Source organism: Streptomyces sp. NPDC028298, assembly GCF_055565895.1.
Genome location: NZ_JBVHTL010000011.1, coordinates 249,720 through 276,098 on the forward strand (window position 1 = coordinate 249,720; position 26,379 = coordinate 276,098).

22 protein-coding genes and 1 riboswitch are annotated in these 26,379 nt (G+C 70.7%); of the genes, 15 read left to right on the forward strand and 7 right to left on the reverse strand.

Annotated features, from left to right (window positions below; all coding sequences use genetic code 11):
• The first annotated feature begins 88 nt into the window (after positions 1-88).
• Positions 89-1,093 (forward strand): 1-aminocyclopropane-1-carboxylate deaminase/D-cysteine desulfhydrase, encoded by a 1,005-nt coding sequence (locus ACZ4TO_RS37480; RefSeq protein WP_468026531.1) that lies wholly within the window; start codon positions 89-91, stop codon positions 1,091-1,093.
• Here ACZ4TO_RS37480 and ACZ4TO_RS37485 read toward each other — a convergent pair.
• Positions 1,075-2,670, reverse strand: coding sequence for a Na+/H+ antiporter (locus ACZ4TO_RS37485; RefSeq protein ID WP_382787546.1), 1,596 nt, complete (start codon positions 2,668-2,670; stop codon positions 1,075-1,077). The two genes, ACZ4TO_RS37480 and ACZ4TO_RS37485, sit on opposite strands and share 19 nt — an antisense overlap.
• Before the next feature lie 91 nt (positions 2,671-2,761).
• Here ACZ4TO_RS37485 and ACZ4TO_RS37490 point away from each other — a divergent pair, with 91 nt between their 5' ends.
• The 3 genes from ACZ4TO_RS37490 (at position 2,762) to ACZ4TO_RS37500 (ending at position 4,911) form a co-directional block, all read left to right on the forward strand.
• Positions 2,762-3,022, forward strand: coding sequence for a UBP-type zinc finger domain-containing protein (locus ACZ4TO_RS37490; RefSeq protein WP_382787548.1), 261 nt, complete (start codon positions 2,762-2,764; stop codon positions 3,020-3,022).
• A gap of 306 nt (positions 3,023-3,328) precedes the next feature.
• Positions 3,329-3,742, forward strand: a complete 414-nt coding sequence (locus ACZ4TO_RS37495) for an ATP-binding protein (protein ID WP_028802066.1) — start codon at positions 3,329-3,331, stop codon at positions 3,740-3,742.
• Entirely contained in the window at positions 3,739-4,911 is a 1,173-nt protein-coding gene (locus tag ACZ4TO_RS37500) for an RNA polymerase sigma factor SigF (protein ID WP_382787551.1), read from the forward strand. The genes ACZ4TO_RS37495 and ACZ4TO_RS37500 overlap by 4 nt, the downstream gene beginning before the upstream one ends.
• A 41-nt stretch (positions 4,912-4,952) precedes the next feature.
• Here the strand turns inward: ACZ4TO_RS37500 and ACZ4TO_RS37505 are convergent, their stop codons facing one another.
• On the reverse strand, positions 4,953-5,405 hold the full coding sequence (locus ACZ4TO_RS37505; RefSeq protein WP_382787553.1) for a hypothetical protein: 453 nt from the start codon (positions 5,403-5,405) through the stop codon (positions 4,953-4,955).
• 170 nt (positions 5,406-5,575) lie between these two features.
• Here ACZ4TO_RS37505 and ACZ4TO_RS37510 point away from each other — a divergent pair, with 170 nt between their 5' ends.
• Positions 5,576-6,544, forward strand: a complete 969-nt coding sequence (locus tag ACZ4TO_RS37510; protein ID WP_382787555.1) for a diacylglycerol/lipid kinase family protein — start codon at positions 5,576-5,578, stop codon at positions 6,542-6,544.
• 318 nt (positions 6,545-6,862) lie between these two features.
• Positions 6,863-7,120, forward strand: a complete 258-nt coding sequence (locus ACZ4TO_RS37515; RefSeq protein ID WP_006380970.1) for a WhiB family transcriptional regulator — start codon at positions 6,863-6,865, stop codon at positions 7,118-7,120.
• Positions 7,121-7,399: 279 nt separating this feature from the next.
• Here the strand turns inward: ACZ4TO_RS37515 and ACZ4TO_RS37520 are convergent, their stop codons facing one another.
• Positions 7,400-8,866, reverse strand: a complete 1,467-nt coding sequence (locus ACZ4TO_RS37520; RefSeq protein WP_382788044.1) for a PAS domain-containing sensor histidine kinase — start codon at positions 8,864-8,866, stop codon at positions 7,400-7,402.
• 554 nt (positions 8,867-9,420) lie between these two features.
• Here ACZ4TO_RS37520 and nagB point away from each other — a divergent pair.
• Positions 9,421-10,206, forward strand: a complete 786-nt coding sequence (gene nagB / locus ACZ4TO_RS37525) for a glucosamine-6-phosphate deaminase (protein ID WP_385043216.1) — start codon at positions 9,421-9,423, stop codon at positions 10,204-10,206.
• Positions 10,207-10,414: 208 nt separating this feature from the next.
• On the opposite strand, the gene ACZ4TO_RS37530 is transcribed toward nagB, so the two are convergent.
• The 4 genes from ACZ4TO_RS37530 to ACZ4TO_RS37545 form a co-directional block, all read right to left on the reverse strand.
• Positions 10,415-12,124, reverse strand: coding sequence for a glycoside hydrolase family 3 protein (locus tag ACZ4TO_RS37530; protein WP_468026532.1), 1,710 nt, complete (start codon positions 12,122-12,124; stop codon positions 10,415-10,417).
• An 8-nt stretch (positions 12,125-12,132) separates the two neighbouring features.
• Positions 12,133-13,008 carry a carbohydrate ABC transporter permease gene (locus ACZ4TO_RS37535; protein WP_382787561.1) on the reverse strand — a complete coding sequence of 292 codons (876 nt, stop codon included), beginning with the start codon at positions 13,006-13,008 and terminating at the stop codon, positions 12,133-12,135.
• Complete coding sequence (locus ACZ4TO_RS37540) at positions 13,005-13,991, reverse strand: carbohydrate ABC transporter permease (protein ID WP_468026533.1); 987 nt, start codon at positions 13,989-13,991, stop codon at positions 13,005-13,007. Before ACZ4TO_RS37540 ends, ACZ4TO_RS37535 begins: the two co-directional genes overlap by 4 nt.
• 157 nt (positions 13,992-14,148) lie before the next feature.
• The gene (locus tag ACZ4TO_RS37545) at positions 14,149-15,432 is read right to left on the reverse strand and encodes an extracellular solute-binding protein (RefSeq protein ID WP_382787566.1); all 1,284 of its coding nucleotides are present in this window, start codon (positions 15,430-15,432) and stop codon (positions 14,149-14,151) included.
• Positions 15,433-15,869: 437 nt separating this feature from the next.
• Here ACZ4TO_RS37545 and ACZ4TO_RS37550 point away from each other — a divergent pair, with 437 nt between their 5' ends.
• From ACZ4TO_RS37550 to ACZ4TO_RS37585, 8 genes are all read left to right on the forward strand, one after another.
• Positions 15,870-16,634, forward strand: a complete 765-nt coding sequence (locus ACZ4TO_RS37550) for a GntR family transcriptional regulator (protein ID WP_037620853.1) — start codon at positions 15,870-15,872, stop codon at positions 16,632-16,634.
• Between the two features lie 154 nt (positions 16,635-16,788).
• Positions 16,789-17,052 carry a DUF3311 domain-containing protein gene (locus tag ACZ4TO_RS37555; protein ID WP_468026534.1) on the forward strand — a complete coding sequence of 88 codons (264 nt, stop codon included), beginning with the start codon at positions 16,789-16,791 and terminating at the stop codon, positions 17,050-17,052.
• Positions 17,049-18,659 carry a monocarboxylate uptake permease MctP gene (gene mctP, locus ACZ4TO_RS37560; protein ID WP_385043222.1) on the forward strand — a complete coding sequence of 537 codons (1,611 nt, stop codon included), beginning with the start codon at positions 17,049-17,051 and terminating at the stop codon, positions 18,657-18,659. Before ACZ4TO_RS37555 ends, mctP begins: the two co-directional genes overlap by 4 nt.
• Positions 18,660-18,773: 114 nt before the next feature.
• The gene (locus ACZ4TO_RS37565) at positions 18,774-19,292 is read left to right on the forward strand and encodes a GNAT family N-acetyltransferase (protein WP_382787572.1); all 519 of its coding nucleotides are present in this window, start codon (positions 18,774-18,776) and stop codon (positions 19,290-19,292) included.
• 52 nt (positions 19,293-19,344) lie between these two features.
• Positions 19,345-19,493: riboswitch (cobalamin riboswitch) on the forward strand.
• A 132-nt stretch (positions 19,494-19,625) separates the two neighbouring features.
• Positions 19,626-22,007 (forward strand): ribonucleoside-diphosphate reductase subunit alpha, encoded by a 2,382-nt coding sequence (locus ACZ4TO_RS37570; protein ID WP_382787575.1) that lies wholly within the window; start codon positions 19,626-19,628, stop codon positions 22,005-22,007.
• Positions 22,007-23,020, forward strand: a complete 1,014-nt coding sequence (locus tag ACZ4TO_RS37575) for a ribonucleotide-diphosphate reductase subunit beta (RefSeq protein WP_382787577.1) — start codon at positions 22,007-22,009, stop codon at positions 23,018-23,020. The genes ACZ4TO_RS37570 and ACZ4TO_RS37575 overlap by 1 nt, the downstream gene beginning before the upstream one ends.
• A 464-nt stretch (positions 23,021-23,484) precedes the next feature.
• The gene (locus ACZ4TO_RS37580) at positions 23,485-25,572 is read left to right on the forward strand and encodes a putative Ig domain-containing protein (RefSeq protein WP_468026535.1); all 2,088 of its coding nucleotides are present in this window, start codon (positions 23,485-23,487) and stop codon (positions 25,570-25,572) included.
• 103 nt (positions 25,573-25,675) lie between these two features.
• Complete coding sequence (locus ACZ4TO_RS37585; protein WP_468026536.1) at positions 25,676-26,194, forward strand: hypothetical protein; 519 nt, start codon at positions 25,676-25,678, stop codon at positions 26,192-26,194.
• The last annotated feature ends 185 nt before the right edge of the window (positions 26,195-26,379 follow it).

Sequence of the window (26,379 nt, forward strand, 5' to 3'; positions counted from 1 at the left end):
CCCGGGGTCCGCCACGGGCCCCGTCAGGCCGACCGTCCGTCGGCCCCCGCGTCCGGCCGTTCCCGGACAGGTGTCCGACAATGGACGGATGATCAGCCCCGACGGCCCGTCCGGCCTCGACGCCTCGTCCGGTCCCGGCGGACCGTCCGGTCCCGACGTCCCCGCCGGTCCCGGCGGACCGCCGCCGCGGCTTCCGTCGCCCGTCGTGGAGGTCGCGGACTCCCGGTTCGGCCGCCGGGGGGTCCGGCTGGTGCTGAAGCGGGACGATCTGATCCACCCGGAGCTGATCGGCAACAAGTGGCGCAAGCTGACGCCGAACCTCGAAGCGGCGGCGGGCCGCACGCTGGTCACCTTCGGCGGGGCGTACTCGAACCATCTGCGCGCCACGGCCGCCGCGGGCCGGCTCCTCGGGCAGCCCACCGTGGGCGTGGTCCGCGGCCAGGAACTGGCCGACCGCCCCCTCAACCCCTCACTGGCGCGCTGCGCCGCCGACGGCATGCGCCTCCACTTCGTCGACAGATCGACGTACCGGCACAAGACGGAACCCGGGACGCTGGCCGGGATCCTGCGCGCGACGGGCACCGAGGACGCGTACGTGGTGCCCGAGGGCGGCAGCAACGCCCTCGCCGTACGCGGCTGCCTGACCCTCGGCGAGGAGCTGCGGGACGAGGACGGCCTCGACGTGGCCGCCCTCGCCTGCGGCACCGGCGGCACCCTGGCGGGGATGGCCGCCGGTCTCGGCCCCGGCCGGCGCGCCCTGGGCGTCCCCGTCCTGCGCGGCGGCTTCCTCGACGCCGACACCGAGGCGCTCCAGCGGGACGCGTTCGGCGGCCGGCGCGGGGCCTGGTCCCTCGACGACCGCTTCCACTTCGGCGGCTACGCCCGCACCCCACCCGAACTCGACGCCTTCGCCGAGGACTTCGAGCAGCGGCACGGTCTGCCCGTCGAACGTCTCTATGTCGCCAAGATGCTCTACGGACTTGTCGTCCTCACCGGAGAAGGGGCGTTCCCGCGCGGTACGACGGTGGCGGCGGTGATCACCGGAGCGCCGTTCCCCGCCCCGGGGACCGGACCTCAGGCCGCCTCCCGGTAGGCCGCCGCCTCCTCCAGGTCCAGCCGGCGCAGCAGCGTGCGCAGCATCTCGTCGTCGATGTAGCGCAGGTCGCGCAGCTTGACGAAGACGTCGCGCTCGGCGCCGATCATCTCGCGGGAGAGACGGCGGTAGGTGTCGTCCGCGGTCTCGCCGGTGACCGGGTTGACCGCGCCGAGCCGCTCCCAGACGGCGTTGCGGCGCCGCTCCATGACCGAGCGCAGGCGCTCGGCGAGCGGCGGCGGCAGCGCGTTGCGCTCGTCGGCGAGGAGTTCGTCGAGGCGCTCCTCGGCGGCGCGGGAGGCCTGGGCCTGGGCGTTGGCCTCGGCGAGCGTCTCGGCCTGTGTGTCGCGTCCCGGCAGTTTCAGCAGCCGGATGAGCGGGGGCAGGGTGAGTCCCTGCACGACGAGGGTGCCGATGACGGTGGTGAAGGTCAGGAAGAGGATCAGGTTGCGCTCGGGGAAGGGGTCGCCGCCGTCCACGGTGAGCGGGACGGAGAAGGCGATGGCGAGCGAGACGACGCCGCGCATGCCGGCCCAGCCGATGATGAACGGCGCCTTCCAGGTGGGGTTGGCCTCGCGTTCGCGGATGCGCGCCGACAGCAGGCGGGGCAGGAAGGTGGCGGGGTACACCCACACGAAGCGGGTCGCGACGACGACGAGGAAGAGGGCGAGGGCGTACCAGGCCGCGGTGGTCCCCTCGTAGGCGCCGAGGCCCTTGAGGACGACCGGGAGCTGGAGTCCGATCAGCGCGAACACCGCGGACTCCAGGACGAACGCGACCATCTTCCACACCGCCTCCTCCTGGAGCCGGGTCGCGAAGTCCACCTCCCAGGAGCGGTGTCCGAGGTAGAGCGCGACGACGACCACGGCGAGCACTCCGGAGGCGTGGAACTGCTCGGCGACGCCGTAGGCGACGAAGGGGATCAGCAGGGAGAGGGTGTTCTGCAGGAGCGCCTCGTTCATGTGGGTGCGCAGCCAGTGGATGGGGATCATCAGCACGAGTCCGACGACGACCCCGCCGACCGCCGCGAGCAGGAACTCGCCGATGCCGCCCGCCCAGGTCGCGCCCTCGCCGACCGCCGCGGCGAGCGCCACCCGGTAGGCGGTGATCGCGGTCGCGTCGTTCACCAGGGACTCGCCCTGGAGGATCGTGGTGATCCGTGACGGCAGCCCCACCCGGCGCGCGACGGCGGTCGCGGCCACCGCGTCCGGCGGGGCGACCACGGCGCCGAGGACGAGGGCCGCGGTCAGCGGCAGGCCCGGTACGAGCAGATAGGCGGCCCAGCCGACCACGAGGGTCGCGAACAGGACGTAGCCCACCGACAGCAGCGCGACGGGCCTCAACTGGGCCCTGAGGTCGAGATAGGAGCTGTCGGTGGCCGCCGTGTACAGCAGCGGCGGCAGCACCAGCGGGAGCACGACGTCGGGGTCGAGTTCGTACGCGGGCACCCCGGGGACGTACGAGACCAGCAGCGCCACGGCGACGATCAGCAGGGGTGCCGGGACCGGGGTGCGGCGGGCGGCCCCGGCGACCGCCGCGCTCCCCGCGACCAGCAACAGCAGTGGCAACACGTCCATCGTCTTCCGCCCGCCCTCTTTTTCCGCGCGGTCTCCCGCGCGCCCGACAATTCCGCGCGGCATCCCGCACGCCCGACGTAACCTGGCAATCATGAAACAGTGCACGCACACCGACGCGCTGCCGCAGCCCGAACCCGCCCCCGGGAGCGAGACCTGCCTGGAGTGCGTGGCCGCCGGTACCCACCCGGTGCAGCTCCGGCTGTGTCTGGAGTGCGGGCATCTCGCCTGTTGTGACTCCTCGCCGCTGCGGCACGCCTCGGAGCACCACAAGGACACCGGACATCCGATCATGCGCACGTTCGAGCAGGGGGAGAACTGGCGTTGGTGTTTCGTGGACCACGTACTCGTCTGAGCCGTGGATCACGTACGCGTGAGCCGTGGATCACGTACGCGCGTGACTCACGATCCGGACGGTTCGAGCGTCTGACGTCTGGGTACGTCAACCCGGCGCGCGCTCTTCCTATTTGGGGCCGCAGACCTCTAGCCACTGTCCGTACTCATGGGCTTACTATGAGTGACAGCAAGGGGCGGGGTCCCCAGGACAGGAAAGTCGGGAGCGCGGTAGCGTCACCGCTGAACGACGTAGCGCGTTACCCCGGGGGGCGACCCTCGGCCCCCGAAAGAGCTCGAATGAGCTTGTACCACCATGGAGGTGAGGGTGTCCCAGATCGCAGGCGAGCCCGCGACGAAGGACTTCGTGGAAGTCCGGCTGCCGGCCGCGGGTGCCTACCTGTCGGTACTGCGCACGGCCACGGCCGGGCTGGCGGCCCGGTTGGACTTCACCCTCGACGAGATCGAGGATCTGCGCATCGCGGTGGACGAGGCCTGCGCGATCCTGCTGCAGCAGGCCGTCCCCGGTTCGGTGCTCAGCTGTGTCTTCCGGCTGATCGACGACTCACTGGAGGTCACGGTCTCGGCGCCGACCACCGACGGTCACGCTCCGTCACGTGACACCTTCGCGTGGACCGTCCTGTCGGCACTCGCGGGCAAGGTCGATTCCAGCGTCGCCGAGGACAAGACCGTTTCGATCAGCCTCTACAAACAACGCGGCGCGGGACCCGGGCCGGCGTGAGGAACGGGGACGGGCCGGTGCGGGACGAAGAGCGCGGCACACGGGAGCCTCCCGCGGAGCGCGCCGACGGTCCGGGCGGGCCGCGGCACACGGCGGACGGCGTCGACGGCATCCCGGAACAGGCCCGGCCGCATCCGGAGATCGGCGTCTCCTCGGCGGCAGCGGTGCCGGGAGCCTTCCCCGTCCGGGGAGGTCCCCCCGGTCCGAGCGCGGCCGAGGACACGGGGGAAGAGCCTCGAGCTCGGGAAATGGTGACGGGCGGGACTATGAGCGAGCACGAGCGAAACGCGGAGCAGAACGTGCAGGGCGCGCAGCACGAGCGGGAGCCCGAGCAGGGCGCGCAGGACGTGCAGGAGGCGCAGGAGGCCCAGCGGATCCTGCACGGGCCGAGCGAGCGGCACATCCAGCACGACCCGCAGGACCGCAGCGGGGCGCGGGCGATGTTCGTCGAGCTGCGCAAGCTGCAGGACGGCAGCGCCGAGTACGCGGAGCTGCGCAACCAGCTCGTGCGGATGCACCTGCCGCTCGTCGAGCATCTGGCCCGCCGCTTCCGCAACCGCGGGGAGCCGCTGGACGACCTGACCCAGGTCGCCACGATCGGGCTGATCAAGTCGGTCGACCGGTTCGACCCGGAGCGCGGTGTCGAGTTCTCGACGTACGCGACCCCGACGGTGGTCGGCGAGATCAAGCGGCACTTCCGCGACAAGGGCTGGGCGGTGCGTGTGCCGCGCCGTCTCCAGGAGCTGCGCCTCGCGCTGACCACGGCCACCGCGGAGCTCTCGCAGCTCCACGGCCGCTCCCCGACGGTCCACGAGCTGGCCGAGAAGCTGGCCATCTCGGAGGAGGAGGTCCTGGAGGGCCTGGAGTCCGCCAACGCGTACTCCACGCTGTCCCTGGACGTCCCCGACACGGACGACGAGTCCCCGGCGGTCGCGGACACCCTGGGCGCCGAGGACGAGGCGCTGGAGGGCGTCGAGTACCGCGAGTCGCTCAAGCCGCTCCTGGAGGACCTGCCCCCGCGGGAGAAGCGGATCCTGCTCCTGCGCTTCTTCGGCAACATGACGCAGTCGCAGATCGCGCAGGAGGTCGGCATCTCGCAGATGCACGTCTCGCGGCTGCTGGCCCGCACGCTGGCCCAGCTCCGGGAGAAGCTCCTCGTCGAGGAGTGAGCCGCGTCGCTTCCCCGCCGCGTGCCGGGAAGCGCGTTCCGCTACTTCTCTTCGTTCACGTCGCCGCCGGGCCCTCGGATTCCGAGGGCCCGCGTCGTTTCCGGGTTCGCCAGCAGGACCAGCGCGGTCACCGCGACCGCCGCGAGGGCGATGCCGGCGGGGATCGCGACGCTGTCGGCCTGGAGCAGGGTGTAGGCGACGGGCAGCGCCATGATCTGGGTGACGAGGGCCGGGCCCCGGCTCCAGGAGCGGCGCAGCAGCAGTCCGCGGGCGGCCAGCAGGGGCAGCAGCGCGAGCGCGACCAGCGTGACTCCTCCGGTGACGGCCTGCGTCCGGTTGTCGGGGTCGCCGGTGAGGCCGAGGACGAGGACGCAGACGCCGCCCGCCACGAGGGCGGCCCCCTCCAGCGCGGACAGCGCCGCGGCGGCGGTCAGCCGTCCGGGACGGGCGTCGGAGTGGGGGGCGTCGGGGGTGGGATTCTGCTCACGGCTCACCCCCGAAGAGTAGCCGCCGGCGCCGGAGACCCGGGTGCCCCGGGGCCGGGAACCGCACGGTCACGGGGGTCGTGCCGGGCCGATTCCGCACCCCGCCGCCACCTGCGGACTCTTACTGGATCCCTACCTCGGTCTGGGACGAGTACCACCCAGTAGGTACGCTGCATCGCATGCGTGCACTTCTTGTGGTCAATCCGGCGGCAACCACCACCAGTGCGCGTACGCGTGACGTCTTGATCCACGCGTTGGCCAGTGAGATGAAGCTCGAAGTGGTCATGACCGAGTACCGCGGGCACGCCCGGGACCTCGGTCGGCAGGCCGCGGACAGCGACGACATAGACCTGGTCGTGGCCCTCGGCGGGGACGGCACGGTCAACGAGGTCGTGAACGGTCTTCTGCACCGTGGCCCCGACCCCGAGCGTCTGCCCGGCCTCGCCGTGGTCCCCGGCGGCTCCACCAACGTCTTCGCCCGTGCCCTGGGCCTGCCGAACGACGCCGTGGAGGCGACCGGCGCCCTGCTGGACGCGCTGCGCGAGGAGCGTGAGCGCACGGTCGGCCTCGGGCTGGCCGCGGGCACGCCCGGCACCGAGGACGAGTCCGTCCCCTCCCGCTGGTTCACCTTCTGCGCCGGCCTCGGCTTCGACGCCGGGGTGGTGGGCCGGGTCGAACAGCAGCGCGAGCTCGGCCGGCGCTCCACTCACGCGCTGTATCTGCGCCAAGTCCTGCGGCAGTTTCTGGACGATCCGCACCGCAGGCGCGGAGTGATCACGCTGGAGCGCCCCGGCGCGGACCCGGTCACCGATCTGGTCCTGTCGATCATCTGCAACACCTCGCCGTGGACGTTTCTCGGCAATCGTCCGGTGTACGCGGCACCTAAGGCCTCGTTCGATACCGGACTCGACGTACTCGCGCTCAGCCGCATGTCGACGCCCGCGGTCGCCCGGTATGCCACCCAGTTGCTCACTTCGTCCCCCGAGCGTGGACCCCACGGCAAGCACGCCGTCACTCTGCATGACCTGGCGGACTTCACCTTGCATTCGAAGGTCCCGCTCCCCCTTCAGATGGACGGTGACCATCTGGGGCTGCGTACGAGCGTGACGTTCACAGGCGTACGCCGTGCACTGCGTGTGATTGTGTGAGTGGAAGGGGCCAAACTCCTTTCACTCGAACGTTTAGACCACGGTCCACCCCATGGAAGTACGGCTGTGACTCAGCGCATACCGAGGAATCAAAAAAAACTTTCCGGAAGGGGTTGTATCCGCCGCTGAGGTTTGCGAGTCTCTACGTGGCGCTCGGGACGGCCCGCAACATCGGCCCCACAGAGCACCGGAACCCCTCCTCAAATCTTAGGACCACACCAGTCCGTCTGGTTGTCGGCCCTTCACTTGTTGAGGGATTCGTGAAAGCGTTCACATTCACAAGCAACGTGCATGTAATACCAAGGAGAGGTAGCAGCCATGGACTGGCGTCACAACGCCGTTTGCCGCGAGGAAGACCCCGAGCTCTTCTTCCCCATCGGCAACACCGGTCCTGCGCTGCTGCAGATCGAGGAAGCCAAGGCCGTCTGCCGCCGCTGCCCCGTCATGGAGCAGTGCCTGCAGTGGGCGCTCGAGTCCGGCCAGGACTCCGGCGTCTGGGGTGGCCTCAGCGAGGACGAGCGCCGCGCAATGAAGCGCCGTGCCGCCCGCAACCGAGCTCGTCAGGCCACCGCCTGACGTTCCACCCCGCACGAGCCTGAGCTTGGCGGCGCGTACAGCGAGTACGCAACTCCCGCCCCCGAGCCGCAGCGCGCAGTACCCCGATGCGCTTGATGCAACGAGCTTTCAGCCCCGGACCACCTGGTGGTCCGGGGCTCATTGCTGTTCGCGTCCGGAACGTGTCACGCTGAGTGACGAGTGCCGGTGGGGCCGGACTCCCGCCACCCGCGGGCCTCTCGCGTGATGCCCGCGGACCCCGGACGGCGTGCGATGCGCACGCGCTCCGGGGGCGGAACGTCACTTGGGCACGACGACCGGGATGTCCAGGAGGACCTGGGTGCCGCGCTCGGGAGCGGGCACCATGTCGAAGCTGCCGCCCAACTCGCCCTCCACCAGCGTCCGCACGATCTGGAGACCGAGGTTGCCCGAGCGGTGCGGGTCGAAGCCCTCGGGCAGTCCGACCCCGTCGTCCTGCACGGTGACCAGCAGCCGGGCCTCCTTGGAGGTGCCGCCGCGCACCGCGGAGACCTCGACGGTGCCCCGGTCGCCCTCGCGGAAGCCGTGCTCCAGAGCGTTCTGCAGGACCTCGGTGAGCACCATGGACAGCGGGGTCGCGACCTCGGCGTCCAGGATGCCGAAGCGTCCGGTGCGCCGGCCCGTGACCTTGCCGGGCGAGATCTCGGCGACCATGGCGAGCACCCGGTCGGCGATCTCGTCGAACTCCACCCGCTCGTCCAGGTTCTGGGAGAGCGTCTCGTGCACGATCGCGATCGAGCCGACCCGGCGCACGGCCTCCTCCAGGGCTTCCCGGCCCCGGTCCGACTCGATGCGCCGGGCCTGGAGCCGCAGCAGGGCCGCCACCGTCTGGAGGTTGTTCTTCACCCGGTGGTGGATCTCCCGGATGGTGGCGTCCTTGGTGATCAATTCCCGCTCGCGGCGGCGCAGTTCGGTGACGTCGCGGAGCAGGACCAGGGAACCGACGCGGGTGCCCTTGGGCTTGAGCGGGATCGCCCGGAGCTGGATCACCCCGTCGGCACTCTCGATCTCGAACTCGCGCGGCGCCCAGCCGCTGGCGACCTTCGACAGCGCCTCGTCCACCGGGCCCCGGGAGGGGGCGAGTTCGGCGGTCGTGGTGCCGAGGTTGTGTCCCACGAGGTCGGAGGCCAGACCGATGCGGTGGTAGGCCGAGAGCGCGTTCGGAGAGGCGTACTGGACGATGCCGTCCGCGTCGAGGCGGATCAGTCCGTCGCCGACCCGGGGCGAGGCGTCCATGTCGACCTGCTGGTCGGGGAACGGGAAGCTCCCCGCCGCGATCATCTGCGCGAGGTCGGAGGCGCTCTGCAGATACGTCAGTTCGAGGCGGCTCGGGGTACGCACCGTGAGCAGGTTGGTGTTGCGCGCGATGACACCGAGGACGCGGCCCTCACGGCGTACCGGAATGGACTCGACCCGGACGGGCACCTCCTCGCGCCACTCGGGGTCGCCCTCGCGCACGATCCGGCCCTCGTCGAGCGCCGCGTCCAGCAGGGGGCGGCGGCCGCGCGGGACCAGATGGCCGACCATGTCGTCCTGGTACGAGGTGGGCCCGGTGTTGGGGCGCATCTGGGCGACCGAGACGTAGCGGGTGCCGTCGCGCGTGGGGACCCACAGGACGAGGTCGGCGAAGGAGAGGTCGGAGAGCAGCTGCCACTCCGAGACCAGCAGATGCAGCCACTCGAGATCGGAGTCGTCGAGGGCTGTGTGCTGGCGTACGAGGTCGTTCATGGAGGGCACGTGTGCGAGCGTACCCGGAGGATCCGACAGGTCCCGAAATCGGCCGCGCGTCCGGGGCTCCAGGGGGCGCCGCAGGGCCCCGGAGACACCCGCGGGCCGCGGCGCCTGAGAGGGACCCTCAACCCTCCCGGCACCGCAGCCCGGAGCAACATCGGCCGTGGGGTGTGCGGTCCCGGTCGGCCGAAGAGAGGAGCCGGTGCAGTCAGGGCAGAGAGCGCCGGTTCCTCGGTCCGTCTTCCTGTGCGGGGAAGACGGAGGCTTGTTCAGTTTCTCAGAGCATTGTGGACTAGACCATGGTTTCGCGTCCATGCGTAGGCGGTCGTGTCCGAACCACGTCCCCATCCCCTGGACCTACGGTTGTCGTCCACCGTCCGCTCATCCAACACCAGGAACTCTTCTCAGGCTATCCCGCTTCGGTCCTTGATACGGGCCGCTCGCCGGGGCGACGCAAGGGTGACGCTCTGCTAGATTGGTCTATACCACATGTGTCCCCCTTCGGATTCGGATGCGTTCCTGAGTCCCCTCTCCAGATCGGCAGGCCCAGCGTGGAAGTTGTCATCGTCCCGGACGCCAAGGCGGGCGGCGAGCTGATCGCCGAAGCCATGGCGGAACTGCTCCGGCGCAAGCCCGACGCGCTTCTCGGCGTGGCCACCGGCTCGACGCCGCTGCCCATCTACACGGCGCTGGCGGCCCGCGTGGGTTCCGGTGCCGTGGACGCCTCGGGCGCGCGCATCGCCCAGCTCGACGAATACGTGGGGCTGCCGGCCGAGCACCCCGAGTCCTACCGCTCCGTGCTGCGGCGCGAGGTGCTGGAGCCGCTGGGCATCGGCATGGACGCCTTCATGGGCCCCGACGGCACGGCGGCGGACGTCCAGGCGGCGTGCGAGGCCTACGACAGGGCGCTGGCGGCCGCCGGCGGCGTCGACCTGCAGTTGCTGGGCATCGGCACGGACGGGCACATCGGGTTCAACGAGCCGTGCTCCTCGCTCGCCTCGCGGACCCGCATCAAGACGCTGACCGAGCAGACCCGGGTGGACAACGCCCGGTTCTTCGACGGCGACATCGCGCAGGTGCCGCACCACGTGATCACCCAGGGCATCGGCACGATCCTGGAGGCACGGCACCTGGTGCTGCTCGCGACCGGCGAGGGCAAGGCGGACGCCGTGGCCGCGACGGTCGAGGGGCCGGTCGCGGCCGTCTGCCCGGCGTCGGCGCTGCAACTGCACCCGCACGCGACGGTGGTCGTCGACGACGCCGCCGCCTCCAAGCTGAAGCTCGGGGACTACTTCCGGCAGACGTTCGCCGCCAAGCCGGCCTGGCAGGGGATCTGACGGATCCGACGGACGGGCCCGGCGCGAGCGGGCCCACCGACGACGGACCGGTGCCGGGCACTCCCCCCGAGGGAGCGCCCGGCACCGGTGCGTGGTGGGGCCGCGAGGCGGCCCGTCGGAGACAGGCCCCGGGCGTGTCCGCGAGGTCTCGCCCGCCCTCCGGGCGGGCGACGCGACGTCGCGGACGCGCCCCGGGCGCCCTGACGCCCTAGACGCCCGCGATGACCTCCGCCGCCGCCTGGCCGCACACGCGTGCGGCGCCGTGGGTGGCGATGTGCAGGGCGCCGCGGGGCTCCGACTGGGGCACGCCCATCTCGACCACGACGGTGTCGGGGCGGGAGGCGAGCAGCGTGTCCAGGGCGGCGGCCATCCAGGGGTGCCGGTGCTCGTCCCGGACCACCGCGACCAGGGGCCGTCCGGCGGCGGCCGCGAGCGCCGAGGATCCCGCGTCCTCGCCGGCGAAGCTGCCGGTCTCGGTGCCGGGAAGCAGCCGGGCCAGCTCCGCCGCGACGCCCCAGGGGGTCTCGTCGCCGACGGCGATGTTCGCGACCGGGGTGAGCGCGGCGACGAAGGGTGCCTCGGTGAGCGGCGTGTACGTGGCGGAGCGGGTCACGGTCAGCGCGCGCCGGGCGGCGACCAGGCCCACGTCGGCCGCTCGCGCCACTGTGCCGTCGCCGGCGTCGTCCGGAGCGTCCGTGCCGTCGGAGCTGCCCGTACCGCCCGTACCGGCTGTACCGTGCGCACCATCGGTGACACCGGCACCGCCCGTCCCGTTCACGCCACCAGTGCCGCCCGCACCACCCGTACCGCCGGGGGTGTTCGAGCCGTTCGAGCCGTTCAAGCCATTCGTGGACGCGAGGACCACCGGGCCCGGGTGGGCCGGGGAGACCTTCCGGGCCGCGGAGGCCGCGGCCGTCCACTCGGCCAGGGCCCGCACCCGGTCGGCCGCGTCCGCGAGGCGTTCCTCGGGGAGCTCGCCGGCCCGGACGGCGGAGACCAGGGCGTCCCGCAGCCGGCGCACGGTGTCGTCGTCCGCGAGTCCGCCGCCGACGCAGATGGCGTCCGCTCCGGCCGCGATCGCGAGCACGCTCCCCCGCTCGATGCCGTACGTCGCCGCGATGGCCTGCATCTCCATGCCGTCGGTGACGATGAGGCCGTCGTAGCCGAGTTCCTCGCGCAGCAGGCCCGTGAGGATGCGGCGGGAGAGGGTGGCCGGGCGCTCCGGGTCCAGGGCCGGGACGAGGATGTGCGCGCTCATGACGGCCCTGCTGCCCGCGGCGATGGCGGCCCGGAAGGGGACGAGCTCGCGGGCGTGGAGGACCGACAGGTCCGCGTCGATGCGCGGCAGGGCGTGGTGGGAGTCCACCGCGGTGTCGCCGTGGCCCGGGAAGTGCTTGGTGCAGGCGGCGACGCCGGCGGCCTGGAGGCCGGTGACGTAGGCGGCCGTGTGCCGGGCCACCAGGCCGGTGTCGGCGCCGAAGGACCGTACGCCGATGACCGGGTTGGCCGGGTTGGAATTCACGTCCGCGGACGGGGCCCAGTTGAGGTTCACCCCGCACGCGGCCAGTCGGCGGCCGAGTTCGCGGGCGACCTCCTCGGTGAGGGCCACGTCGTCGACGGCGCCGAGCGCGTGGTTGCCGGGGAAGGACGAGCCGGTGCGCACCTCCAGCCGGGTGACGTCACCGCCCTCCTCGTCGATGGCGACCAGGACGTCGTCGCGTTCGGTACGCAACTGGGCCGTCAGGGCGGCCAGTTGTTCCGGCGAGGCGATGTTGCGGCCGAACAGGCCGACGGAGGCGAGACCTTCACCGAGGCGGCGGAGCAGCCAGTCCGGAGCCGTGGTCCCGGTGAACCCGGGCTGGAGCACGGTGAGGGCGTCGCGCGTCAGGGTGTCTGTACCGCTGGCGAATGTCGTCATCGGGGGCGTTATCCCTTCACGGCGCCCGCGGTCAGACCCGCGGCCATCTTGCGCTGGACGAGCAGGAACAGGACGACGATCGGCACGGCCATCATGGTGGCTCCGGCCATCATCGGGGCGTACTCGGTGCCGTGCTTGGTGGTGAAGTTGCCGAGCCAGACGGTGGCCGTCTGGTTCTGCTGGCTCAGCAGCATGAGGGCGTAGAGGTATTCGTTCCAGGCCTGGATGAAGGCGTAGACGGACGTCGCGACCATGCCGGGGGCCAGCAGCGGGAAGACCACGCGGATGAAGGCGCTCGTGCGGCTGCAGCCGTCGACCATCGCCGCCTCCTCCAGCTCCTTCGGGATGTTGACGATGAAGCCGCGCAGCGTCCACACCGTGAAGGGAAGGATGAAGGTCAGGTAGGTGATGATCAGACCGGAGAGCTTGTCGTACTGATCCAGGTCGTTCAGCAGCAGGAAGACCGGGATGATCATGGCGACGAGCGGGATCATCTGCACCGCGAGGATGCCCACGATCACGACCTTGCGGCCGCGGAAGGCGAAGCGGGAGATGGCGAGCGCGGCCAGCATCCCGACCGCGATGCCGATCACGACCACCGCGAGGGAGACGATCAGGCTGCGGCCCACCGGGCCCCAGAAGTCGGCGATGTCCAGCGCGCGGCGGAAGTTGTCGAGCGTGAACCCGGTGGGGAACAGGCTCGGATCGGGGTCGATCGCGTCCTTGGCCGGCTTGATCGCCGTGTTGAGCATCCAGTAGACGGGGAAGCCCGCGGTGAGGAAGACGAACAGGCCGAGCAGGTTCCAGCCGAGCTTGGACTTGCGGGGACCGGAGGACTTCCGCCCCGTGGCGGACGTACGCCCGGACGTGGCGACGGCACTCATTCGACCTCTCCGATCTGCAGCATCTGACGCATGTACACGGCGACCACGCCGAGGAGCAGCAGCACGGTCAGCACGGCGATCGCCGACCCCTGCGCGTAGTCGTTGACCACGAAGGCGCGGTCGTACGAGTACGTGGTGAGGAGCTGGAACTCCGCCTCCGGGTGACCGCCCCGCATGACGAAGACCTGCGGGAAGACGCCCATGTCCCAGATGACGGAGAGGGTCGTCAGCATGACGATGATCGGCTTGAGGATCGGCAGCGTGACATGGCGGAAGACGCCCCAGGAGCCCGCGCCGTCGAGTTGTGCGGCCTCCTCCAGCTCGGCGGGGACCTGGGTGAGTCCCGCGCTGAGCGTGATGACCACGAAGGGCACCGCGCCCCAGACGACCAGGAGCATGATCACGCCCAGGCCCTGCCATCCGCTGGCGAACCAGTTGTGGCCGACCATGTCGACGCCGGGCAGCTTGCTGAGCAGCGCGTTGAAGACGCCGTAGTCGGAGTCGAAGAGCCACTTGAAGACCGTGGTGGCCACGATGATGGGCATGCCCCAGCTCGCCACCAGCGCGATGTTGACCAGTGTCTTCACCCAGCCGGAGACGCGCTGCAGGAGCAGCGCGATCAGCATGCCGATGACCATCGTGAAGACGACGGCCCCGCCGGCGAAGACGACGGTGCGGACGACCACCTGCCAGAACTCGTCGTCCGAGAGCACCTTCGTGAAGTTGTCGAGGCCGACCGACTCGGCCGGCTGGAAGCCCCAGAGCTGGGACTGCCCGAACTTCTGGAAGGAGAGCGTGACCAGGCGCACCAGCGGATAGCCGAGGACGACCGCGAGGATCAGCAGGCACGGGGCGAGCAGGGCCCAGGGGGCCGCCGCCGCACCCCGGGTCCGCCGGGCGCGTGGCGCCGTCACGGCGGCCGGTGGTGGTGCCTGCCGCGGCGGCGGCACCTTGGCGGGGGTGGTCGTGTCTGCGGCACTCATCGCGCGCTCCTCAGCGGTCCCTCAGGTCGTACGAAAGCGAAGGCGAAAGCGAAGGCCCGTACGGCCGGGCGTCCGGGGCGAGCCCCGGGGCCGGGCCGTACGGGAGGCAGGGCCCCGCCCCTCCGTGAAGGAGGACCGACGGGGCCCTGCTCTCAGGTCACTTGGTGTTGATGACCTTGTCGATCGCGGCGTCCGCTTCCTTCGCGGCGTCCGCGACGGACTTCTTGCCGGTGCCGATGTTCTGCAGCATGGTCTGCAGGACCTGGGCCTTCTCGACCTGACCCCAGCCCGGCGCCATCGGGACGAACCAGCTCGACTCGGCGGCGGTGGCCGGGACGGCCGTCTTCGGGTCGCTCTGCAGGCTGACCAGGTCGGTCTTGTTGTTGGGCAGGTTGCCCTTGCCCATCAGGACCTTCTGGCCCTTGGCGCCGGTGAACGCGTTGATCCACTCGGCGGCGACCGTCTGCGCCTTCGACTTCACCGGGACGGCGAGGTCGGAGCCGCCCAGGAAGACCGGGAGGTTCTTGCCGGACGGGCCGGGCATCACGAAGTTCTCGAGGTTGCCCTTGAGCTTGCCGGTCTTGTCGCTCTTCGGGTCCTCGGCGGTCGCGCCCTCCCAGGCGGCGCCGAAGATCATGCCCGACTTGCCCTGGCCGTAGACGATGTAACGGTCGGACTCGTCCTTGGTCTTGTCGCCGTGCATGTACTTGTCGACGATGGTCTTGAACTCGTTGAGTCCCTTGACCGACTCGGGCGAGGAGAGGTTGGCCTTCCACTGGCCGCCCTCCTCCTTCGCGATGGAGCCGCCGGCGTCGTAGACGAAGGACATGGCCGCGTACCAGTCACGGGTGGGCTGGTACCAGGCGCTGAACTTGGCGCCCTGCTTCTTCTGGATCTTGTCCAGGTCGGAAGTGAGCTCCGCGTACGTCTTGGGCGTGGACTTCACGCCGGCCGAGGCGGCGACGTCCTTGCGCCAGTTGCCGACGCGGCCACCGGCGTAGTACGGCACGCCGTAGGTCTTGCCGTCGTAGGTCACGGACTCCTTGAGCCCGTCCAGCCAGGCGGCCGAGTTGTCGAACTTCGAGGCGTCGAGGGGAGCGAAGGCGCCCTTGACCATGTAGCCGAGCATCTCGGTGTTGCCCATCTCGACCACGTCCGGCGCCTTGTCGGTGGCGAGGACCGCGTCGAGCTTGGTGTTCTTGTCCGGCCAGCCGTAGTACTCGTGCTTGATCTTGATGCCGGGGTGCTTCGCCTCGATCGCCGTGTCGGCCTGCTTGACCAGCTCGGGCCAGTTGTTCTGCGCGTCGACCGTGAGCCAGACCGTCAGCTCCTTGGCGTCCGCGCCCTTGTCCGACCCCCCGGACTTGTCGTCGTTGCCGCACGCCGCGACGGAGAACATCATGCCCGCGATACCGATCGCGGCTATCAGCTTGCGCTTCACGCCACCCTCCTCAGGGATGCCACAAACCCCCCTGCTCCCCGCGGTGACATACGCCGTGTACCGCCCGTGGGGCCGGGACTGGACCAATGGTGTAGACCAGTACCGGGAGCTTGGCCTAGACCTAGGGGGGTGTCAAGGGTGTGTAAGCCCGTCCAGTCGGCCGTTATGGGACCTACATATGCAAGGACCTTTAAGTAGCCAAGCGGCACAAATTACGGACCCGTTCGCGGCCTGCGAAGGAACCACTTCCAGCCGGTCCGCACCGAGTTCGACGGCACCGTCCCCTCGCGATGGACTAGACCAACAGGTACGCCGACGGTATATAGAGGGGATCACGGAGCGTGCGGGGAACACCCGCACGACGAGCCGTGCCACGATGTGAGCCGTGGCCGACGACATGGCGGTCGCTTCGGCATCCGGAGCCGGGAAGGCAGAGCATGAGCACCGACGTCAGCAGTGCGGAGAACGAGGGTGGGGCGCCCATCCGTACCGCGCGCGTGCCCAAGTACTACCGCCTCAAGAAGCACCTGCTCGACATGACGGAGACGCTGCCGCCCGGTACGCCGGTACCGCCGGAGCGCACCCTCGCCGCCGAGTTCGACACCTCGCGCACCACGGTGCGGCAGGCCCTTCAGGAGCTGGTCGTCGAAGGGCGCCTCGAACGCATCCAGGGCAAGGGCACCTTCGTCGCCAAGCCGAAGGTCTCCCAGGCGCTCCAACTGACCTCGTACACCGAGGACATGCGCGCCCAGGGACTCGAACCGACCTCCCAGCTCCTGGACATCGGCTACATCACGGCGGACGACGCCCTGGCCGGCCTGCTCGACATCACCGCCGGCGGCCGGGTACTGCGCATCGAGCGGCTGCGCCTCGCCAGCGGCGAGCCCATGGCCATCGAGACGACCCACCTCTCCGCCAAGCGTTTCCCCGCCCTGCGCAGGTCGCTGGTCAAGTACACCTCTCTCTACACCGCCCTGGCCGAGGTGTACGACGTCCACCTCGCCGAGGCCGAGGAGACCATCGAGACCTCGCTGGCCACCCCGCGCGAGGCCGGACTGCTCGGCACCGACGTGGGCCTGCCCATGCTGATGCTCTCCCGCCACTCGCTCGACCGGCAGGGCGAGCCGGTGGAATGGGTGCGCTCGGTGTACCGGGGCGACCGGTACAAGTTCGTCGCCCGCCTCAAGCGCCCGCAGGACTGAGCGACCGGGAGCCGTCCACGGGCACGGGACACACCCCCGTGCCCGACACGAACCCTCCACACGCCGTCCGTGCTGCGGTGTTCCCTAAAGCCGGACCGTCCCCTAGATTGCCTGCGCGTTACCCAGGTGATCGATGAGGGGACGGAGTCGCCCGATGTCAGACCTGCCCGAAGTGAAACCACCCGTGGTGACACCGGTACGAGTGGTGATCGCCCTCTGTCTGCTCGCGCCCTTCGTGGCGATGCTGTGGGTCGGCTCCTACACGAAGACCGACCCGGCGTTCATCGGTGTCCCGTTCTTCTACTGGTACCAACTGCTGTGGGTACCCCTCTCCACCCTGCTGACGGTGATCGCCTACCAGTTGTGGAAGCGTGACCAGCGGGCCCGCACCTCCGTGAAGGAGGGGGTGGAAGCATGAACGACGGTGTGAACGGCGTCGCTCTCGGCGTCTTCATCTTCTTCTTCCTGGCCGTCACGGTCATGGGCTTCCTGGCGGCGCGCTGGCGCAGGGCCGCCGACGAGCACACCCTCGACGAATGGGGCCTGGGCGGACGGTCCTTCGGCACCTGGGTGACCTGGTTCCTGCTCGGCGGCGACCTCTACACGGCGTACACCTTCGTCGCGGTGCCGGCGGCGGTCTACGCGGCGGGCGCGGCCGGATTCTTCGCGGTGCCGTACACGATCCTGGTCTATCCGCTGATCTTCACCTTCCTGCCCCGCCTGTGGTCGGTCTCCCACCGCCACGGCTATGTGACGACCTCGGACTTCGTGCGCGGCCGCTTCGGCTCCAAGGGCCTGTCCCTCGCCGTGGCCGTCACCGGCATCCTCGCCACCATGCCGTACATCGCGCTCCAACTGGTCGGCATCCAGGCCGTCCTGGACGTGATGGGCGTGGGCGGCGGCGACAGCACCAACTGGTTCGTCAAGGACCTGCCGCTGCTCATCGCCTTCGGCGTGCTGGCCGCGTACACCTACTCCTCGGGGCTGCGGGCCCCCGCGCTGATCGCGTTCGTGAAGGACACCCTGATCTACATCGTGATCGCGGTGGCGATCATCTACATCCCGATCAAGCTGGGCGGCTTCGACGAGATCTTCAAGGCGGCGGGCGCCAAGTACACGGCCGCGGGCGCCGGCGGGGTCGTCCCCGCCGAGGCGGGCCAGTGGACGTACGCCACCCTCGCGCTCGGCTCGGCGCTGGCCCTGTTCATGTATCCGCACTCGGTCACCGCGACGCTGTCCGGCCGCAGCCGGGAGGTGATCCGCCGCAACACCACGATCCTGCCGCTGTACTCGCTGATGCTGGGCCTGCTCGCCCTGCTCGGGTTCATGGCGATCGCGGCGGGCGTGAAGGTCACCAACGGCCAGCTCGCCATCCCCCAGCTCTTCGAGAACATGTTCCCCGACTGGTTCGCGGGCGTCGCCTTCGCCGCCATCGGCATCGGCGCGCTCGTCCCGGCGGCCATCATGTCGATCGCTGCCGCGAATCTCTTCACCCGCAACATCTACAAGGACTTCATCAACCCGGCCGCGACCCCGCGCCAGGAGACCCGGGTCTCCAAGCTGGTCTCGCTGCTGGTGAAGGTGGGCGCGCTGGTCTTCGTCCTGACCATGGACAAGACCGTCGCGATCAACTTCCAGTTGCTGGGCGGCATCTGGATCCTGCAGACCTTCCCGTCGCTGGTCGGCGGTCTGTTCACCCGCTGGTTCCACCGCTGGGCGCTGCTGGGCGGCTGGGCGGTCGGGATGCTCTACGGCACGATCGCCGCCTACGGCGTGGCCTCCCCGACGCAGAAACACTTCGGCGGCAGCTCGAAGGAGATCCCCGGCATCGGGGAGATCGGCTACATCGGTCTGACGGCGTTCGTCCTGAACGTGGCCGTGGCCGTCGTCCTGACCTTCGTCCTCAGGGCGCTCAAGGCCCCGGAGGGCGTGGACGAGACCTCGCCCGGGGACTACACGGCCGACTCCGGCGATCCGGGCGTCGAGACGGAACTCCCGCCGGCCACGGCGGACGCGAGCCACTAGGCGAGCTCGGGGACGGCACCGGCCCACCGGCCGGTGCCGGGAGAGTCGTGAACGACGGGCCGCCGGTGAAAAACCGGCGGCCCGTCGCCGTGCCGGTCGGGCACACTCGCCCGCATGGACATCGTCATCCGCCCGGCGCGGCCCGAGGAGTACCCCGTCATCGGTGAGATCGCGGCCCGGGCCTATCTCGGGGACGGGCTGCTCGACTTCGGGGAGAGCGACGCGTACCTCACGAGGCTGCGGGACGTCGCGGGGCGCGCGGCCGTCGCCGAGGTGCTGGTGGCCGCCGAGGGGGACCGGGTGCTCGGCAGTGTGACGTTCGCGGCGGACGGCAGCCCCATGGCCGACTCGGCGCACGAGGGGGAGGCCGAGATCCGGATGCTGGCGGTCGCGCGGGAGGCGCGCGGCCGGGGCGCGGGCGAGGCCCTCGTGCGCGCCTGCGTGGCGCGGGCACGGGCCCTGGAGGGCTGCGCGCGCCTCGTGCTGTCCACCCAGCGCACGATGCACAGCGCCCACCGGCTCTACGAGCGCATCGGCTTCACCCGCACTCCGGAGCGCGACTGGAACCCCTTCCCGGAGCTCGACGACATCCGGCTGCTCACTTACGAGTTGACGCTCCAGCACGCTCCGTAGCGCTCTCGGACATCGAGCGGACACAACATGTGGGGGTAGTCCCGAAGCCCGGCACAAGATGTATGCTCATGGTCGCTGTCGCCGCAGGGGAATCCGGTGCGAATCCGGAACTGTCCCGCAACGGTGTACTTGTGCGTGTTCGCGTCTGCGTGTGCCCGTACTCGCGTCAGTCCGAGGACCTGCCGACAGCGCGCCCCGGCCGACCGGCCCGGGTGCCGACGACGTCCGGGCCTCGCGGAATGGGCCGGTGGACGCGGAGCGCTGCTGCCCGAAAGCGCTCCCGTGTGCCCCGTGCCCCCCGTAAGGCCCCGTGCCGAGCGAGGAGAGCCCCACGTGACCATCGCGCCAGCCGATCCGGCTTCAGTGACCGCGCAGCAGGCCCCGGTGGAGACCGACGGTCCCGGGACCGCGCTGCTGCGGACCCTGACGGATCTGACCGCCGACCTCCCCGACGCCGACCCCGGCCGGGTCGCCGCGGCGGCGCTGCGCGGCCGGTCCGCCCGCGCCGACGAGGCCGAGCTGCGCGAACTGGCCACCGAGGCGGCCGCGGGTCTCATCTCCGAGGACCCCGCCTACTCCCGGCTGGCCGCCCGGCTGCTCGCGATCACCATCGCCGCCGAGGCCGCCTCCCAGGGCGTCACCACCTTCTCCGAGTCGGTCGCCGTCGGCCACCACGAGGGCCTGATCGCCGACCGTACGGCCGCGTTCGTGCGGCTGCACACGGACCGCCTCGACGCGCTGATCGACGCCGAGGGCGACGACCGGTTCGGCTACTTCGGGCTGCGCACGCTGCACAGCCGCTATCTGCTCCGGCACCCGATCACCCGCAAGGTCGTCGAGAGGCCCCAGCACTTCATGCTGCGGGTGGCCTCCGGTCTCGCGGAGGACGACACCGTCCGCTCCGTGGAGGAGGTCGCCGCGCTCTACCGGCTCATGAGCCGCCTCGACTACCTCCCCTCCTCCCCCACGCTCTTCAACTCCGGTACGCGGCACCCCCAGATGTCGTCCTGCTACCTCCTCGACTCGCCGCTGGACGAGCTGGACTCCATCTACGACCGCTACCACCAGGTGGCGCGGCTGTCGAAGCACGCGGGCGGCATCGGACTGTCCTACTCCCGCATCCGCAGCCGCGGTTCGCTGATCCGCGGCACCAACGGGCACTCCAACGGCATCGTCCCGTTCCTGAAGACGCTCGACGCCTCGGTCGCCGCGGTGAACCAGGGCGGCCGGCGCAAGGGCGCGGCGGCGGTCTACCTGGAGACCTGGCACTCCGACATCGAGGAGTTCCTGGAGCTGCGCGACAACACCGGTGAGGACGCCCGGCGTACGCACAACCTGAACCTCGCGCACTGGATCCCGGACGAGTTCATGCGCCGGGTGAACGAGGACGGCGTCTGGTCGCTGTTCTCCCCCGCCGACGTGCCGGAACTGGTCGACCTGTGGGGCGACGAGTTCGACGCGGCCTACCGCAAGGCCGAGGAGGCCGGGCTCGCCCGGAAGACCATCCCGGCCCGCGACCTCTACGGCCGCATGATGCGCACCCTCGCGCAGACCGGCAACGGCTGGATGACCTTCAAGGACGCCGCCAACCGGACCGCCAACCAGACGGCGGAGCCGGGCCACACGGTCCACTCCTCGAACCTGTGCACCGAGATCCTGGAGGTCACGGACGACGGGGAGACGGCGGTCTGCAACCTGGGCTCGGTCAACCTCGGCGCGTTCGTGACCGGCGGGGACATCGACTGGGAGCGGCTCGACGAGACCGTGCGCACCGCGGTGACCTTCCTCGACCGCGTGGTGGACATCAACTTCTACCCCACCGAGCAGGCGGGCCGCTCCAACGCCAAGTGGCGTCCGGTCGGTCTCGGCGCGATGGGCCTGCAGGACGTCTTCTTCAAGCTGCGGATCCCGTTCGACTCGCCCGAGGCCCGCGCGCTGTCCACCCGGATCGCCGAGCGGATCATGCTCGCCTCGTACGAGGCCTCCGCGGACCTCGCCGAGCGCAACGGACCGCTCCCGGCCTGGGAGAAGACCCGTACCGCCCGCGGCGTGCTGCACCCGGACCACTTCGACGTCGAGCTGAACTGGCCGGAGCGCTGGGCGGCCCTGCGGCAGCGGATCGCGGAGGTCGGCATGCGCAACTCGCTGCTGCTCGCCATCGCTCCGACCGCCACCATCGCCTCGATCGCGGGCGTGTACGAGTGCATCGAGCCGCAGGTGTCGAACCTGTTCAAGCGCGAGACGCTCTCCGGCGAGTTCCTCCAGGTCAACTCCTATCTGGTGGACGAGCTGAAGAAGCTCGGCGTGTGGGACGCGCAGACCCGTGAGGCGCTGCGCGAGTCCAGCGGCTCGGTGCAGGGCTTCACCTGGGTCCCGCAGGACGTCCGCGACCTGTACCGCACGGCGTGGGAGATCCCGCAGCGCGGCCTGATCGACATGGCGGCGGCCCGGACCCCGTTCCTGGACCAGGCCCAGTCGCTGAACCTGTTCCTGGAGACGCCGACCATCGGCAAGCTCTCCTCGATGTACTCCTACGCCTGGAAGTCGGGCCTGAAGACGACGTACTACCTGCGGTCCCGGCCCGCGACGCGCATCGCCCGCGCGGCCCAGGCCCAGGCGCGGCCCGAGACCACGATCCCCGTCCAGCAGGCGGCCGACCCCGACGCCGTCGCCTGCTCCCTTGAGAACCCCGAGTCCTGCGAGGCCTGCCAGTAATGAGCTCAACCGAGAAGAACCTGCTCGACCCGGGCTTCGAACTCACCCTGCGTCCCATGCGCTACCCGGACTTCTACGAGCGCTACCGGGACGCGATCAAGAACACCTGGACCGTCGAGGAGGTCGACCTCCACTCGGACGTCGCCGACCTCGCGAAGCTGACGCCGGGTGAGCAGCACATGATCGGCCGGCTGGTCGCGTTCTTCGCGACGGGCGACTCGATCGTGGCGAACAACCTGGTGCTGACGCTGTACAAGCACATCAACTCCCCCGAGGCGCGGCTGTACCTGAGCCGTCAGCTCTTCGAGGAGGCCGTGCACGTCCAGTTCTATCTGACGCTGCTCGACACCTACCTGCCCGACCCCGAGGACCGCTCGGCGGCCTTCGACGCGGTCGAGAACATCCCCTCCATCCGCGAGAAGGCGCAGTTCTGCTTCAAGTGGATGGACTCGGTGGAGAAGCTGGAGCGGCTGGAGACCAAGGCGGACCGCCGGCGCTTCCTGCTGAACCTGATCTGCTTCGCCGCGTGCATCGAGGGGCTCTTCTTCTACGGGGCCTTCGCGTACGTGTACTGGTTCCGCAGCCGGGGTCTGCTGCACGGCCTGGCGACCGGCACCAACTGGGTGTTCCGCGACGAGACGATGCACATGAGCTTCGCCTTCGAGGTGGTCGACACCGTCCGCAAGGAGGAGCCGGACCTCTTCGACGACCTGCTCCAGGAGCAGGTGACGGACATGCTGCGCGAGGCCGTCGAGGCGGAGCTGCAGTTCGGCCGTGACCTGTGCGGCGAGGGCCTGCCGGGCATGAACACCGAGTCGATGCGGCAGTACCTGGAGTGCGTGGCGGACCAGCGCCTCCAGCGGCTGGGCTTCGCGCCGGTGTACGGCTCCGAGAACCCGTTCTCCTTCATGGAGCTCCAGGGTGTCCAGGAGCTGACCAACTTCTTCGAGCGCCGGCCGTCCGCGTACCAGGTCGCGGTGGAGGGCAGCGTCGACTTCGACGAGGACTTCTGATCGCCGGGGAGCTCTGATCGTCGGGACGTTCTGACCTTCGAGGAGTTCTGGCCTTCGGGGGAGTTCTGGTCTTCGGGGGAGTTCTGGCCTTCGGGGGAGTTCTGACCGTTCGTCACTGATGAGAGCCGGGCCGCCTGTTGCGGCCCGGCTTTCGTCACGTACTGCCCCCGCACCTCCAATCGCCGTGCCAATCCCCGTCCATGGAGCGGCAAAGTTCTTCCGGCACGGCTGTTCGCGCGTCTCTCCGCCCGGTTACGTTCTGGCCGTCCCGTCACGCCACGCACCGCGGCACACCGGGACGACTGATTTGGCATGCCCATGACGCACCTCTCCCTGCTCGTGCTACGCGCGTCACGGGCTGCCGTTTCAGAGCGCCGAGAACCCCACTTCCGGCCATGGCGCCACGAACGGCCCCACCCGGGCCCGAGCGGCACCGGCCTCGAACCGATGGAGGCGACACCCCCATGCGTTCCCAGCGCCCCACCCCCTCCGGCAGACCCGCCCGGAGCCTGCGAAGACTGCTCACCGCCGCCCTCCCCGCCCTGGCCCTCGGCGTCGCCGGGTTCGCCGCGGCCCCTCCCGCCGACGCCCGGCCCGCACCGGCCCCCCACGTGTCGCGCACCACCCAGAACGCCCGGGCCCTCACCGACCCCTCCCGGCAGACGGTCCACGCGACCGGCAGGGCCGGTCAGAAGGTCGCGACCGAGCACCTGTGCGCCGAGGCGTCACGGCCCGGCCGGATGTCGTGCTTCGCCCAGCGGCGCACCGACATAGCCCAGAAGCTCGCGGCCCAGGTCTCCCCCGACGCCGCCGCCGCGGTGTCCGGCCTCAGCCCGGCCAACCTGCACAGCGCCTACAACCTGCCCTCGACGGGCGGCTCCGGCATGACGGTCGCCGTGGTCGACGCGTACAACGACCCCAACGCGGCCGCCGACCTGGCCACCTACCGCTCCCAGTTCGGCCTGTCCGCCTGCACCAAGGCCAACGGCTGCTTCAAGCAGGTCGGCCAGACCGGTTCGACGACCTCACTGCCCACGAACGACACCGGCTGGGCGGGTGAGGAGGCGCTCGACATCGACATGGTCAGCGCCGTCTGCCCGAACTGCAGCATCATCCTCGTCGAGGCGAACTCCGCGAACGACTCCGACCTCGGCGCCGCGGAGAACGAGGCGGTCGCGCTCGGCGCGAAGTTCGTCTCCAACAGCTGGGGCGGCTCCGAGTCCTCCTCGCAGACGGGCGAGGACACCTCGTACTTCAAGCACCCGGGCGTCGCGATCACCGTCTCCTCCGGCGACGAGGCCTACGGCGCCGAGTACCCGGCGACCTCCCAGTACGTGACCGCCGTCGGCGGCACCGCGCTGAGCACCTCCTCCAACAGCCGCGGCTGGACCGAGTCGGTGTGGAAGACCAGCAGCACCGAGGGCACCGGCTCCGGCTGCTCCGCCTACGACGCCAAGCCGTCCTGGCAGACCGACACCGGCTGCACCAAGCGCATGGAGTCCGACGTCTCCGCCGTCGCCGACCCGGCCACGGGCGTGGCGGTCTACGACACCTACGGCGGCTCCGGCTGGGCGGTCTACGGCGGCACCAGCGCCTCCGCGCCCATCATCGCGGGCGTGTACGCACTGGCCGGCACCCCCGGCTCCGCCGACTACCCGGCGAAGTACCCCTACTCCCACACCTCGAACCTGTACGACGTGACCAGCGGCAACAACGGCTCCTGCTCCACCTCGTACTTCTGCACCGCGGGCACCGGCTACGACGGCCCGACCGGCTGGGGCACCCCCAACGGCACCGCCGCCTTCACCTCGGGCACCAGCACCGGCAACACCGTGACCGTCACCAACCCGGGCAGCCAGTCCACGGCCACGGGCAGCGCGGCGAGCCTGCAGATCTCGGCCAGTGACAGCGCGGGCGCGACCCTCACCTACAGCGCGACCGGGCTGCCGACCGGCCTGTCGATCAGCTCGACCGGTCTGATCTCCGGCACCGCGAGCACCGCGGGCACCTACGCGGTCACCGTCACGGCGAAGGACAGCACCGGCGCCTCCGGTTCGGCCTCCTTCACCTGGACCGTCAGCACCTCGGGCGGCGGCACGTGCACCTCGGCGCAGCTCCTCGGCAACCAGGGCTTCGAGTCGGGCGCCACCGTGTGGAGCGAGACCAGCGGGGTCATCACCAACGACACCGGCGAGGCCACGCACGCCGGCTCGTACGACGCCTGGCTCGACGGATACGGCTCGACCCACACCGACACGCTGTCCCAGTCGGTGACCGTCCCCTCCGGCTGCAAGGCCACGTTCACCTTCTACCTGCACGTCGACACGGCCGAGACCAGCACGAGCACGGCCTACGACAAGCTCACCGTCACCGCGGGCTCCACCACGCTGGCGACCTACTCCAACCTGAACAAGGCTTCCGGGTACACCCAGAAGAGCTTCGACCTGTCCTCCTTCGCCGGTTCGACCGTCACGCTGAAGTTCAGCGGCGTCGAGGACTCCTCGCTCCAGACCAGCTTCGTCGTGGACGACACCGCGGTCACGACCGGCTGAGCCATGCCGGGGCCCCGGTCGCCGAGGCGGCCGGGGCCCTGTCGTGCCCGGGGAGGGATCCTGATCCACCGGTGGCACGTCCAACCCCCGAGGAGGCCACCCCATGCGTCGAACGACTCACACCCGGACCATCGCCCTCGCCGCCCTGGCCCTGCTGCTGGCGGGCTGCGGCACCCAGGGCACCGGCGGCACGGGCGCCGACGGCACCGTCGCGCCGTCCCCGACCGGCGGCACCGTGTCCCCGTCCCCGTCCCCGTCCGACGGGCCCGTCTCGCCGTCACCGACCCCTTCGGGTCCGGACTGCGCCGAGGCCAAGGCACAGCTCGGCGCCGCCGACACGGGCCATACGTACTGTCTGGCCCCCGGCGACACGATCCGGGTCCTGCTGGACGGCACCACCAGCCGGCCCTGGAAGCCCGTCAAGAGCGAGGGCGGCGCCCTGACGGCCACCAACGGCGGGATCGTCCTCCAGCAGGGTGACGCGTCCGCCGCCTACCGGGCCGTCTCGGAGGGAACGGTCACGCTGGCCTCGTCCCGCCCGAGGTGCCCGAGCGATCCGGCGCGCATGTCCTGCAAGGGCCTCCAGGAATGGACGGTCACCGTCGTCGTACCGAAGGCGTGAGACCGCCGCGGGGGGGGGGGGGGGGGGGGGGGGGGGGGGGGGGGGGGGGGGGGGGGGGGGGGGGGGGGGGGGGGGGGGGGGGGGGGGGGAGGGGGGAGGGGGGGGGGGGGGGGGGGGGGGGGGGGGGGGGGGGGGGGGGGGGGGGGGGGGGGGGGGGGGGGGGGGGGGGGGGGGGGGGGGGGGGG